The organism is Thermus sp. H19.2 (assembly GCF_054979525.1).
On the sequence record NZ_CM143429.1, the window covers coordinates 1,544,605 to 1,557,504 of the forward strand.

Below are 12,900 nucleotides of genomic sequence, written 5' to 3' on the forward strand. Positions count from 1 at the left end.
GCCAGCATGGGGTGGCATTAGGGGGTGGCCTCCTTCAGGTAAAGGCCCTGCCGGATCTCCTCCAGGATGGGGCCCAAGGGGCGGCCCGCCTCGAGGGCCCGCACCAAGGCGCTCCCCACCACCACCCCGTCGGCCACCGCCGCCTGCTCCGCCGTGGCCCGGTTGGACACGCCAAAGCCCACGGCAACGGGGATAGGGGTCTGGGCCCGGATGCGGCCCACCAGGTCCTTCACCTCCTCAGGAAGCCTCTCCCGCTCCCCCGTCACCCCGGTGACGGAGACGGCGTAGACGAAGCCCGTGGCGTGGCGGACCACGGTGGCGATGCGGGCGTCCGTGGAGGTGGGGGCGAGGAGGAAGACCGTCTCCAGGCCGATCTCCTGGGCGAGGCGCACGAGGCCCGGATCCTCGTCGGGGGGCAGGTCGGGGAGGATCACCCCCGTGGCCCCCGCCTGCCTGAAGAGGCCAAAGAAGCGCTCCGGCCCCCAGGCCAGGACGGGGTTCAGGTAGGTCATGAGGAAAAGGGGTTTTTCCGTAAGGGCGCGCACCTCCCGGACGAGCTCCAAAGCCCCCTGTACGCTCATCCCCTTCCTCAGGGCCACCTCGCTCGCCCGCTGGATCACGGGGCCGTCCCCCAGGGGGTCGGAGTAGGGCAGGCCGATCTCCAGAAGGTCGGCATAGGGCAGGACTTCCTCCACCGCCTGCAAAAAGCCCTCCCGGCTGGGAAAGCCCGCGGTGAGGTAGGGGATGAGGGCGGCCCGGCCCTCCCCCTTGGCCCGGGCGAAGGCTTCTTGGGTGGTCATAGCTCCCCCCCGAGGAGGCGCATGGCCTCGGTCACGTCCTTGTCCCCCCGGCCAGAAAGGTTGATGACCACCACCTCGTCCTTGCCCATCTCCGGCACCACCTTGGCGGCGTGGGCGATGGCGTGGGCCGACTCCAAGGCGGGGATGATGCCCTCAAGCCGCGCCAGGAGCTTGAAGCCCTCCAAAGCCTCCTCGTCGGTCACGCTGGCGTACTCGGCCAGGCCGGTGTCGGCGTAGTAGCTGTGCTCCGGCCCCACCCCAGGGTAGTCCAGCCCCGCAGAGACGGAGTGGGCCGGGGTGATCTGGCCGTCGTGATCGTAAAGGAGGTACATATAGCTCCCGTGCAAAACGCCCCGTTTCCCCGCCCCGATGCTGGCGGCGTGCCTTCCCGTGGAAAGCCCCTCCCCGGCGGCCTCCACCCCGATGAGCCGAGGCCGCTCCGCCTCAGGAAGGTAGGCGAAGGGAGCGAAGAGGCCGATGGCGTTGGAACCCCCCCCCACGGCGGCGATGAGGGCGTCGGGCAGACGGCCGAAAAGCTCCAGGCTCTGCCGCTTGACCTCCTCCCCGATGACGCTCTGGAAGTCCCGGACCATCATGGGGTAGGGGTGGGGGCCCACCACGGAGCCCAGGATGTAGAAGGTGGTGCGCACGTGGGTGATCCAGTCCCGGATGGCCTCGTTGGTGGCGTCCTTGAGGGTGCGGCTTCCTGCGGCCACGGGGCGCACCTCGGCCCCCAGGAGCTTCATGCGGAAGACGTTCAGGGCCTGCCGCCTCACGTCCTCCTCCCCCATGTAGACCACGCACTCCATGCCGAAGAGGGCCGCCACCGTGGCCACGCTCACCCCGTGCTGCCCCGCCCCCGTTTCGGCGATGACCCGCCGCTTGCCCATGCGCCTCGCCAGGAGGGCCTGCCCCAAGGTGTTGTTGATCTTGTGGGCCCCGGTGTGGAGGAGGTCCTCCCGCTTGAGGTAGACCTGGGCCCCGCCCCAGTGCTGGGAAAGCCGCTTGGCGTGGTAGAGGGGGGTGGGCCTCCCGGCGAAGTTCCTCAGGTAGTGGTCCAGCTCCGCCAAAAAGGCGGGGTCCTTCTTGGCCTCCCGGTAGGCGGCCTCCACCTCCTCCAGGGCCGGGATCAGGGTCTCCGGCACGTACCGCCCCCCGTAGGGCCCAAAGCGGCCCCGCTCGTTGGGTAAAGGAAAATCGGGTAAGGTGAGCATATCCCTCCAGAAGAAGGCGCCAAGCGCCCGCAAGCCTTTTTATCCTAAGCCTTCAGGGCCGCCAGGGCCAAGCCCAGGGAAAGCGGCCAGGCTCGGTAGCGCCCGTGGCGCCGCTTGCAGGCGAAGGGGGTTCTGGCCCGCATGCCCTAAGGGTAAGAGGGAAAGGAGCGCCTGGCAAGTAGACTGGGAAGCATGGAGCCTGGAAGGGTCATCCCCGTCCTGGACAAAGGGTTCGTCCGCCTGGTGGACGTGATGGGAAGCGACCAGGCCATCGTGCAGGCGGCCCGGGTGTCCTACGGGGAAGGGACGAAGACGGTGCGGGAAGATGCCGCCCTCATCGACTACCTCATGCGCCACCGCCACACGAGCCCCTTTGAGATGGTGGAGTTCAAGTTCCACGTGAAGGCCCCCCTTTTCGTGGCCCGGCAGTGGTTCCGCCACCGCACGGCAAGCGTCAACGAGATCTCGGGGCGCTACTCCATCCTCAAGGAGGAGTTCTACGAGCCAAAGGCCTTCCGCAGGCAGGCGAGGAGGAACAAGCAGGCCTCCGAAGGCACCCTCTTGGACGAGGAGGCCATGGCCTTGGCGAAGGAAGCGGAAGAAGAGGCCTACGCCGCTTACCAGGCCCTCCTGCAAAAGGGCGTGGCCCGGGAGATGGCCCGGATGGTCCTTCCCTTAAGCCTCTACACCGAGTTCTACTGGAAGCAGGACCTGCACAACCTCTTCCACTTCCTCAAGCTCCGCCTCTCCCCCGAGGCGCAATGGGAGATCCGCCAGTACGCCCAGGCCATCGCCGAGATCGTCAAGGCCAGGGTTCCCTTGGCCTGGGCCGCCTTTGAGGAGCACGTCCTCCACGGGGCTTCCCTCTCCAGGACCGAGGTTTTGGCCCTCCGGGGCCTCCTCACCCCCGAGACCTACGAGAAAGCCCTCGCCGCTTTGGGCCTTGGGGGAAGCCGCCTAAGAGAAGCTCTGGAAAAGCTCTTCGGGCCTTTGGATACCCCTTTGGCGTAAATCCTTCGCCGAAGCCCCTTTTTGGGGCCCCCACCGCGGCGAAAGCCGTGGTGGGGTGCCTAAACGAGCTCCTCCACCTTCTTCCCCGCTTGCGCCTCCAGGAGGCGGTAAAGCTCCTCCTCCGTGAGGACGGGGACCCCCAGGGCCTTGGCCTTCTCCAGCTTGCTCCCGGGGTTTTCCCCCACCACGAGGTAGCTCGTCTTGCGGCTCACGGAGTCCGTCACCTTGGCCCCAAGGCGCCGGAGGAGGGCCTTCACCTCTTCCCGGGGCCGGGAAAGCTCCCCGGTGATCACGAAGGTGAGGCCCTTTAAGGCCTCGCTCCCCTTCTCCTTGGCCTCCATTTCCACCCCCGCCTCCTTAAGCCTCCGCACCAGGTGGCGGAAGGCGGGGTCCTCGAGGGTCTCCAGGATGGCCCTGGCGGTGAGCTCCCCCACCTCCTCTACCTCCAAAAGCTCCTCCAGGCTGGCCTCGAGGAGGCGGTCCATGCTCCCGAAGCGGGCCGCCAGGTTCCGGGCCAAGACCTCTCCCACACCGGGAAGCCCCAAGGCGTAGAGGAGGCGCTCCAGGCCCCGGCGCTTGCTCTCTTCTATCTGGCGGAGGAGGTTCTCTGCGCTCTTTTCCCCCATGCGTTCCAGGCCCACCAAGTCTTCCTTCCTCAAGCGGTAGAGGTCGGCCACGTCCTTGACCAGCCCCTTCTCCAAAAGCTTCTCAATGAGCTTTTCCCCCAGGCCCTGGATGTCCATGGCCTTGCGGGAGGCGTAGTGGCGGATGGCCTCAAAACGCTTGGCGGGGCACAGGGGGTTGGGGCAACGGTGGACCTTCCCCTCCTTGAGGAGGCGGTGGCCGCACTCGGGGCAGGTCTCGGGCCAGCGCACGGGCCTCTCCTCCCCCGTGCGCCTCTCCTTGAGGACCCGGATGACCTCGGGGATGACCCCGCCCGCCTTGTGCACCAAAACCCAGTCCCCGATGCGGATGTCCAGCTCTTCTATGTAGCTCTCGTTGTGCAGGGTGACCCGGGAAACCTCGCTGCCCTCTATGAAGACGGGCTCGAGGATCCCCACGGGGGTCACCCGCCCGGTGCGCCCCACCTGGAAGACCACGTCCAATAGCCTCGTCTCCTTCTCCTCGGCGGGGAACTTGTAGGCGATGGCGAAGCGGGGGGCGCGGGCGGTGTAGCCGAGCTCCCGCCAAAGGGCAAGCTCGTCCAGCTTCACCACCACCCCGTCCGCCTCAAAGGGAAGCGCCCGCCGCTTCTTGAGCCAGTCCTGGTAGACCGCCTCCACCCCTTCCGCCCCCACGGCCCGGGTAAAGCCGTGCTCCACGGGGAAGCCCTTCTCCTTGAGCCAGTGAAGGAGGGCGAACTGGGTGGCGACCCCTTCCCTCTCCACCTCCTCTAGCCCGAGCCCCAGGGCGTAGAAGGTGGCCCTGAGGCCCCGCTTGGCGGTGATGCAGGGGTCCTTCTGCCTTAGAGAGCCCGCCGCCGCGTTCCTGGGGTTTTTGAAGATCTTCTCCCCCCGCTCCTCCAGCTCCTCGTTGAGCCGGAGGAAAGCCTCTATGGGCATGTAGACCTCCCCCCGGACCTCGAGGCGCTCCGGCACCCCCTTGAGCCTTCTCGGAATGGTGGGGATGGTGAGGAGGTTCTGGGTCACCTCCTCCCCCACCTCCCCGTCCCCCCGGGTGGCCCCCCAGACCAGGATGCCCTCCTCGTAGTAGAGGTTCACGGAAAGCCCGTCCACCTTGTGCTCCACCGTGTAGGCGAAAGGCCCCTCCCGCCCCAGGGCCCGCCCTACCCGCTCCTCAAAGGCCCGGACCTCCTCCAGGGAAAAGGCGTTGTCCAGGGAGTACATGCGGGTGGGGTGGCGGATGGCCCGGAAGGTGGCCTCCAGGGGCTTTGCCCCCACCTGAAGGGTGGGGGAGTCGGGGCTCCTTAGCTCGGGGAAACGCTCCTCCAGCTCCTTGAGCTCCCTAAGGAGGCGGTCGTACTCGGCGTCGGAGATCTCCGGGGAATCCAGGACGTAGTAGCGGTAGTTGTGGTAGCGGATGAGGTCCCTAAGCTCGTTCACCCGCCTGCGGGCTTCCTCGAGGGTCATGCCTTGAGACTACTATGCCTTTGATGAGCCGGGTATTAGGGCATGGGCTAGATACGCTGGTGGTTAACTTTTACTGGGCTGAGGGTGCGTATCAGTTGCCCGAGGGCTTCTCCGAGAAGCTTGATTTGCTCAAGGATCAGTTCAGGCTTAACCCGGAAGAGGCCATCTTCTGGGGTATTGACGCTTATTTGCCCATTCCTAACCCGGCGTTGGAAGGTGTTCTGTATGAGGCGTGCTTGGTCCGCCCCACGCGTCATTATCCCTGGCAACTCTCCTTCGGGGCTAACGCCCTCTTGATTAGCCTCTCGGCGGTCAAGGAGTCTACTCAGCGGCGTGGCTTCCCGGCGGTGCGGGTGGAGTTCACCGGGCGCTTCATGATGTATGCCCGGCGTGATGCTCAGGCTGTGGTCTCGTGGCTCTTGGAGGCCCTGCAAAATCTGACGGGCTCACGCCCTGAGCGGGTGCAGGTCTCCCGTGCTGACCTCTTCGTGGATGTCGAGGTGGAGCCCGGTACCTTCCGGGTGGAGGATGTGGACCGCTTCACGTCTAGGGCTCGGGTTCGCGGTCTCTACTCCCTGGGCGGGGAGGCGGCGGGCTCTGCCCCCGCCCCCGCCCAGGAAGGGGGGCCCATGAGTAACACGCCCCCCGCTACCTCGGTGAGGGTCCCTCCCTCCTGGGAGGAGGGTCCTGAGCGGGTGGCGGTATACCTGCGTGGTCGTGAGTGGTCTGGTTTTACCTTCGGTCGTGGTCCCCTCATGGCTCGGGTCTACTCCAAGACCCTAGAGGCGAAGGTCAAGCCTTTGACGGCCACACTTCTGAAGGCGTATGAGGAGGCTCATGGTCCCATCACTGGGGAGGTTGTGCGGGTGGAGTTCCAAATGACCCCAGAAGTCCTTTCGGAGATGGTAGTTCCTGGTGATGGTTCTGATGTTCGGGATTGGGACACGTTTCTGTGGGCCGTGCCCTCTATTTGGGCTTATCTGACTCGGTACTGGTTGGTGTTGCGGGCTAAGGACCACGGCTATACCCGCATGCGTGATGCTCCTGTGGACCCTCTTTGGGTTCTCGTTCAGGAAGCCTTTCAGGAAGGGGGTGAGACTCCTGTAGTGAGGGAAAAGCGGCTGGGCGCGGTGGATGTGGTGGCGCTTGCTAAGCAAGCGTTAGGCGCGTTCATGACGGCTAAGGTTGTAGCTGGCATTTCGGCTTCCTTTCAGGCCGTCTGGCGGGCGTTCTTCCGCCACTTGGGTGTGGAGGATGGCTGGTTGATTTACAAGCAGGCTGAGGCTAGGAAGTTGGCTAAGTTCGGTCTGATGCCTGATGCGTACAGGTACGGGGGTGTTCCGGCATGAGGCAAGTCCTGGTTCTTGGTGTCTCGGAGTTCACTCGGAAGGATGGCACTAAGGGTGCTCGGGTGGTGGTTGCTTCTACTCCCCGCAACCCTAACGCTCGGGGTCTAGCGGCGGCGGAGCTTGAAGCTCTCCCTGAGGTTGTTGACTCCTTCAAGGTCTTGCCCGCGTTGTACCGCCTCGAGGTGGATATCCCTGTGGCGAATGGGTTTGGTGGGCGTGCTAATGAGGTTCGCCCTGTTGTCGTGGGTGCTCAGTTCATTTCTGAGCTTGTTCCTGCTCGTAAGGAGGTGAAGCAGTCTTGATTCTGGACTCCGCCTATCTCCATGAGGTTCTGAAGGCTCTTGCCTTTGCCCTCGGGCTGATAGGCGGGCTCCTCCTGGGCGGTGATTGGTAATGAGTCCTGAAGTGTGGTTTGGTTGGGTTCTCGGTTTCACCGTGGTCCCCTACTCCCTCTTGGCGGCCTGGAAATACATGGGCCATCTATACCGGGGGTTCTGATGTGGCAGTGCGCTAAGTGCGGCCTTCTCTACACCTTTGCGCCCCCTGGTGCCTGCGTGATTTGTGGGGGTGATGTGTGGATTACCGTGAGGTTTTCGAGGCCTTCTGGTGGGGACTTGGGGCCGGTTTGGTTGCCTCGTTTCTCCGCAATATTCTCCGGCGACTCTAGGGACAATCGGGGCATGAGCCCCGTGGTGGTCCAGAAAGGAGGTGAGTTTCGTGCTTAGGCGGTATCTGCCCTTTGGCCTTACCCTCCTGGCTCTTGCTCTGGCTCAGGCTGAGGGTGGCGACATCTCCTTTGATGCTAGTGCCATTGCCACCAGGGTTCTCAGCTACCTGGGTGTTATTGTGGGTGCTGGTGTCCTGGTGCTCGGCACTACCATCGGCGTTGCGGCTGCGTGGCGCTACGCTAAGCGTTACCTGAAGGGGTAGTCCCATGCCTCGGGCCCTCCTGCTCCTAGTGGTGCTTGCCCTCCTGGGGGTGGGAGGGCCCTCCTCATATGCTCAATCTCATTTCAAGGACGCTATCAAGAGGGCAGTTCAGGGGAGTACCCTTGAAGAGGTTATAGCTTGGTCCGATGCTCAGTTTGCTAAGAAGGCCGCTGTAGGTCGCTACGTGCGTTGGGGCGGTACCATTATTCTGGGTGCTGCTCTGGTCTATACTGCCCTAGACTGGTTTTATAATGAGATGAGGTCCCAGACTGGCACGCCCTTGGATGACCTTTATCGTCCGTTGGACCGCATAGGTTATGTTGCGAATTCCTTTTCGTGTTCGCTCCGGGGTAACTATGTCGATGGGTATTGGTATTGTCCAAACTGTGCTCATCAGTGGGGTCGGTATTACTCCGATTTTAGTTGTCAGAATCTTGCTTCTATAGCTCAGTACTGGTTGCAAGAGGCGCCTGTTTGGTTTGCGTATCGTTTTTCTAACTTTGACCCTTCGGCTTATGATTGGCGCTTGCAGATGCTTTCTGATGGCTTCCGCATAGATATTTACCCGAAGCGTCGTACTCTCCAAGAGATACTTCAATCTTCTCCCGAGGCTCGGCAGGCTTTGAGGGACCAGGTGGTGGCTCCCTACATTGAGGCTCACCCTATAGGCAGTCCCGCTAACCCTTACCCTGGCGTTCAGCTTCAGCCTGTCCCTAACCCTAATCAGTGGACCGATAACCCCTTTACCCGCCCTGATATTGATACTGATGGGGACGGTTGGCCTGACCCTGTGGAGTGGCGTGAGGCCAATAGACGGGGTGTTCCCTGGCCTGACCTAATCAATAACCCTGAGGCGTATCCTGACCTTAGTGCTGACCCTGATGGAGACGGCTTTCCTAACTGGCAGGAAGTTCAAGTAGGTACTGACCCCTATGATGCTGTACTGCGGCCCTAAATTTGGACCACCTTACCCGTCAGTTTAAGTCAGGACTCCCACCCCCTTTCAACAGGCTCTCCGAAAAGGCCTCGGGCGTCATGTAATCCAAGGCCGAGTGAGGACGCTTACGGTTGTACACCTGGAAGACAAACCGCTCCACCGAGGTCCGTGCCTCTTGCAAGGTCCTATACTCCCGTAACGCCACCCACTCCTCTTTGATCGTCCGGATCAACCGCTCCGCGTGCCCGTTCTCCCAAGGCCTCCCCGTCCCCGCGTAACTGAGCCGCACCCCTAGCCCCAAAAGCCGCTCCACATACGCCCTGGAGGTGTACTGCACCCCCCGGTCCGAATGGTGCACCTCCGGACACCCCTCCCTCAAGGCCATCTCCAGCGCTCCCAGGGTCAGCCCCTGGGAAAGCCTGGGCCCCAGGGCCACCCCCAGCACCTTCCGGGTGTGGAGGTCCATCACCACCGCCAGGTAGGCCACCCCCTCCCCCAGGACCACGTAGCTCAGGTCCGCCACCCACACCTGGTGCGGGCGGGTCACCGCGAGTCCCGGCAGGAGGTTCTTCACCCCTTCCGGGAGAAGGCCCCCTGGGGAGGTGGTCCTGGGAGGGGGAGGCTTCCGAGCAAGAAGCAGACCCTCCTCCCGCATCAGGGAGCACACCCGCTTCTTTCCCACCTGGAAACCTTCCCCCCGCAGGAGGGCGGTGAGGCGCCGGTAGCCGTACCGGGGCCAGGCCTCCGCCAGGGCCCGCAGGCGTTCCCGGAGGGCCCTCTCCTCGGGAGGGGGGTCCTGGGGCCGGTAGTAGAGGGTGCTCCGGGGCACCCCGAGGACCCGGGAAAGCAGGCGGAGGGGGTAGGCTCCCTTGGTCACGGGCGTAGCCCGTACCTTGAGGGCCTTCACCAGCTCCCGCCTTTCCTTTGCCGGTAGAGCCCCGAGGCTTTTTTTAGGACCTCCACCTCCAGGGCCAGCTGGCCCGCCAGGCGCTCCAGCTCGCGGATACGGGCCTCCTGCTCCGCGCAGCCGGAGGTGAAGGCGGCGTGGGCGTTCTCCATGGTCAGCGAAGCTATCTTGTCTTCTCGTTGCCAGCGGTAAAGGAGGGACTCCGCCACCCCATAAGCCCGGCAGGCTTCGGCCACGGTCCTTTGACCCGACAAGACCTCCAACACAATTTTTACCTTTTCCTTCGCTGACCACCTGCGCATCTCGCTACCCCTTCAGACTACACCCCTTAGCCTCTCTCTTGGGGTGGTCCAAATTTGGGGCAGCACTTCACCCGAGGCTCTGGCTTCTCTTCGGGAGGAGGTTGAGGGCATCGCCCTTTCTCTGCTCAAGACTGACCCCGAGGCGTGGAGGCACTTTCGGGCTCTTCAGACCCTGCCCGGCATAGGTTCTTCCATAGCCCTCACCATCCTGGCCTATTCTGGGGACCTTCGCCGCTTCCGTTCTGCCCGTGCCTATGCCGCTTATACCGGGCTGACTCCGAGGGTGCACCAGTCGGGTCAGTTGCCTGAGCGGGCTACCATTTCCCGCATGGGTCCTGCTCCTCTTCGAGGGGCTTTCTGGATGGCGGCCCTTCACGCTAGTCGTGTGGACCCCTACGCTTCTCTGGTAGCCCGTTTGCTTCAGTCCGGCAAGCCCAAGAAGCACGCGATTACTGCTGTTGCCAATAGGCTGGCTCGTGCGGCGTGGGCGGTGGTAGTCCGGTGTACCTAGGGATGGCTAGGTGGGGTGCTTGACAAGTCGGGGGTTGGGAGTTTACCCAAGCCCGGTATAATAGGCCCCGGCGAGTAGCCACGGAGGTGAACATGAAACGAGCGTTGGCGCTTATCGCGGTGCTGGCCCTAGGCCTGAGCCTGGCCCAGGTGCGGGTGGGGATCGCCTTTGACGCCGGCGGCAAGTTTGACCGCTCCTTCAACCAGTCCGCCTGGGAAGGGGCGCAGAAGGCGGCCAAGGACTTCGGGGTCAAGCTCTTTGACTTCGAGCCCGCCGACCCCTCCCAGGTGGGCCAGGGCATCCGCACCTTCGCCGAGGAGGGCTTTGACCTGGTGATCGGGGTGGGCTTCGCCAACGAGCCCGCCATCACCGCCACGGCCAAGGAGTTCCCCAAGGTGAACTTCGCCGTCATCGACGCCGTGCCCGGAGAAGGGAAGCTCCCCAACGCCGTGGGCCTGGTCTTCCGCGAGCACGAGGGCAGCTTCCTGGTGGGCTACATCGCCGGGAAGATGAGCCGCACCGGCATCGTGGGCTTCATCGGGGGCATGGACATCCCCCTCATCCACAAGTTTGAGGCGGGCTTCCGCGCCGGGGCCGAGTACGCCTTCAAGGAGGACAAGATCCAGGGCAAGGTGCTGGTGGGCTACGTTGGGAACACCCCTGCCGCCTGGAACGACCCGGCCAAGGCCAAGGAGATCGCCGCGGCCCAGGTGCGCCAGGGGGCGGACATCATCTACGCCGCCGCGGGCGGCTCGGGCCTGGGGCTCATCGACTACGTGAAGCAGGCCAAGTGCCTCAAGGAAGGGGGCAGCGTCAAGTTCGTGCGCAAGGCCGACCCCTACGCCAAGGTGCCCAAGTACGCCGACTACACCAAGGCCTGCGGCACCGACGGCACCAAGGCCACGCCCCTCTTCTTCATCGGCGTGGACGCCAACCAGAACTACCTGGGCGACACCGACAACAACCCCGCCACCCTGAACCACGGCCTCACCTCCATGATGAAGCGGGTGGACGTGGCCACCTACGAGGTGATCAAGAGCGTGGTGCAGAAGGCCTTTAAGGGTGGGGTACGGGAGTTTGGCCTGGCCAACAACGGCGTGGGCTACGCCCTGGACCAGTACAACAAGGCCCTGATCCCTGCGGGCGTGGTGAGCAAGCTGGAGGTCCTGAAGCAGCAGATCATCAAGGGCCAGATCAAGGTGCCCGAAACCCGCTAAGGGGCAAGGAGCCTAGAGCCGGGGCCAGAAGGCCCCGGTTTTCTCGTATACTCCTCCCGTGGCGAAGGCGCTGGTCCTCAAGGACATCACCAAGCGCTTCCCCCTGGTCCTGGCCAACGACCGCATCTCCTTGGACCTGGAGTGGGGCGAGGTCCTGGCCCTGGTGGGGGAGAACGGGGCGGGCAAGTCCACCCTGATGAAGATCGTCTACGGCCTCCAGCCCCCCGACTCGGGGGAGATGTGGGTGGAGGGGAGGCCCTACCGGCCCAAAAGCCCCCTGGACGCCATAAGGGCGGGGATCGGGATGGTGCACCAGCACTTCATGCTGGTGGAGCCCTTTACCGTGCTGGAGAACCTGGTCCTGGGCCTCGAGCCCGGAAGCCCCCTCTTTCTGGACCTGGAAGCCGCCCGCAGGAAGGCCACGGCCCTCATGGAGGAGCTGGGCTTCCAGGTGCCCCTGGACGAGAAGGTGGAAAACCTCCCCGTGGGCCTGCAGCAGCGGGTGGAGATCCTCAAGGCCCTCTACCGGGAAGCCAGGATCCTCATCCTGGACGAGCCCACCGCCGTCCTTACCCCCCAGGAGGCCGAGGAGCTCTTCCGCTTCCTCCGGGGCTACGTGGCGAGGGGCAACGCCGCCATCTTCATCAGCCATAAGCTCAAGGAGGTGCTGGAGGTCTCCGACCGCGTCACCGTGGTCCGGGACGGCAAGGTGGTGGGCACGGTCAGGACGCGGGAGACCTCCCTGGAGGCCCTGGCCCGGATGATGGTGGGCCGGGAGGTGGTGCTAAAGGTGGAGAAGGGTCCGGCGAGGCCGGGAGAGGTGGTCCTGGAGGTGGAGGGCCTCGAGGCCCCGCCCCGCCTCAGAGGGGTGAGCTTCCAGGTAAGGGCCGGGGAGATCGTGGGCATCGCCGGGGTGGAGGGGAACGGCCAGACCGAGCTGGTGGAGGCCTTGGCGGGTCTTCGCCGCCATAGGGGAGTGGCCCGCTACCTGCAAAGGCCCCTTCCCCCCATGGCCCGGGGGGTGCGGGAGCTAGGGGTGAGCCACATCCCCGAGGACCGCCTCCTCCGCGGCCTGGTCCTGGACTTCTCCGTGAAGGAGAACGCCGTTTTAGGGGACCACCACCGCCCGCCCTTCCGGGGGTTCCTGGGCTTTCTGGACGAGGGGGCCCTCGAGGCCCACGCCCAGCGCCTGGTGGAGCGCTTTGACGTCCGCCCCCGCTCCACCGTCCTCTCCGCCCGGCGCTTCTCGGGGGGCAACCAGCAAAAGATCGTGGTGGGAAGGGAGCTTCTAAGGGGCCCCAGACTCCTCATCGCCGCCCAGCCTACCCGGGGTGTGGACGTGGGGGCCATTGAGTTCATCCACCGCCAGCTGGTGGAGGCCCGGGACCAAGGCATGGCGGTGCTTCTGGTCTCCGCCGACCTCTCCGAGGTCCTGGCCCTTTCCGACCGCATCCTGGTGATGTACGGGGGAAGGATCGTGGGGGAGCTTTCCCCAGAGGAGGCCACCGAGGAACGGCTTGGCCTCCTCATGGCCGGCATCACCGCCTAAGTACCCCACCGCGGCTTTCGCCGCGGCGGGGGCCCCAAAAGGGCCTTCTCCTGGCCCTATTTCGGGTAGTTTGTTTTCGAAAC

The 12,900-nt window shown here is 64.3% G+C and carries 11 protein-coding genes; 7 read left to right on the top strand and 4 right to left on the bottom strand.

Annotated features, from left to right (window positions below):
* Positions 1-17: 17 nt before the first annotated feature.
* Complete coding sequence (gene trpA / locus ACY5J6_RS08410; protein ID WP_462844533.1) at positions 18-800, bottom strand: tryptophan synthase subunit alpha; 783 nt, start codon at positions 798-800, stop codon at positions 18-20.
* On the bottom strand, positions 797-2,014 hold the full coding sequence (gene trpB / locus ACY5J6_RS08415) for a tryptophan synthase subunit beta (RefSeq protein ID WP_462844534.1): 1,218 nt from the start codon (positions 2,012-2,014) through the stop codon (positions 797-799). Before trpB ends, trpA begins: the two co-directional genes overlap by 4 nt.
* A gap of 192 nt (positions 2,015-2,206) precedes the next feature.
* Here trpB and thyX point away from each other — a divergent pair, with 192 nt between their 5' ends.
* Positions 2,207-3,025, top strand: a complete 819-nt coding sequence (gene thyX / locus ACY5J6_RS08420; RefSeq protein ID WP_462844535.1) for an FAD-dependent thymidylate synthase — start codon at positions 2,207-2,209, stop codon at positions 3,023-3,025.
* Positions 3,026-3,084: 59 nt separating this feature from the next.
* On the opposite strand, the gene ligA is transcribed toward thyX, so the two are convergent.
* On the bottom strand, positions 3,085-5,115 hold the full coding sequence (ligA, locus tag ACY5J6_RS08425; protein WP_462844536.1) for an NAD-dependent DNA ligase LigA: 2,031 nt from the start codon (positions 5,113-5,115) through the stop codon (positions 3,085-3,087).
* Positions 5,116-5,174: 59 nt separating this feature from the next.
* On the opposite strand from ligA, the gene ACY5J6_RS08430 reads away from it, so the two are divergent.
* From ACY5J6_RS08430 to ACY5J6_RS08440, 3 genes are all read left to right on the top strand, one after another.
* Entirely contained in the window at positions 5,175-6,464 is a 1,290-nt protein-coding gene (locus ACY5J6_RS08430) for a hypothetical protein (protein ID WP_462844537.1), read from the top strand.
* A 708-nt stretch (positions 6,465-7,172) separates the two neighbouring features.
* Positions 7,173-7,394 carry a hypothetical protein gene (locus ACY5J6_RS08435; protein WP_462844538.1) on the top strand — a complete coding sequence of 74 codons (222 nt, stop codon included), beginning with the start codon at positions 7,173-7,175 and terminating at the stop codon, positions 7,392-7,394.
* A gap of 532 nt (positions 7,395-7,926) precedes the next feature.
* Positions 7,927-8,349 (top strand): thrombospondin type 3 repeat-containing protein, encoded by a 423-nt coding sequence (locus tag ACY5J6_RS08440; protein WP_462846512.1) that lies wholly within the window; start codon positions 7,927-7,929, stop codon positions 8,347-8,349.
* Positions 8,350-8,368: 19 nt separating this feature from the next.
* Here the strand turns inward: ACY5J6_RS08440 and ACY5J6_RS08445 are convergent.
* A protein-coding gene (locus ACY5J6_RS08445) for an IS3 family transposase (RefSeq protein ID WP_462844539.1) occupies positions 8,369-9,540 on the bottom strand; the annotation gives its coding sequence in 2 pieces (ribosomal slippage) (positions 8,369-9,285 and positions 9,285-9,540; 1,173 coding nt in all).
* A gap of 43 nt (positions 9,541-9,583) precedes the next feature.
* On the opposite strand from ACY5J6_RS08445, the gene ACY5J6_RS08450 reads away from it, so the two are divergent.
* The 3 genes from ACY5J6_RS08450 to ACY5J6_RS08460 all read left to right on the top strand — a co-directional run bounded on the left by ACY5J6_RS08450 (position 9,584) and on the right by ACY5J6_RS08460 (position 12,817).
* Entirely contained in the window at positions 9,584-10,051 is a 468-nt protein-coding gene (locus ACY5J6_RS08450; protein ID WP_462844540.1) for a transposase, read from the top strand.
* A 92-nt stretch (positions 10,052-10,143) separates the two neighbouring features.
* Complete coding sequence (locus tag ACY5J6_RS08455) at positions 10,144-11,268, top strand: BMP family lipoprotein (protein ID WP_462844541.1); 1,125 nt, start codon at positions 10,144-10,146, stop codon at positions 11,266-11,268.
* A gap of 58 nt (positions 11,269-11,326) precedes the next feature.
* On the top strand, positions 11,327-12,817 hold the full coding sequence (locus ACY5J6_RS08460; protein WP_462844542.1) for an ABC transporter ATP-binding protein: 1,491 nt from the start codon (positions 11,327-11,329) through the stop codon (positions 12,815-12,817).
* The last annotated feature ends 83 nt before the right edge of the window (positions 12,818-12,900 follow it).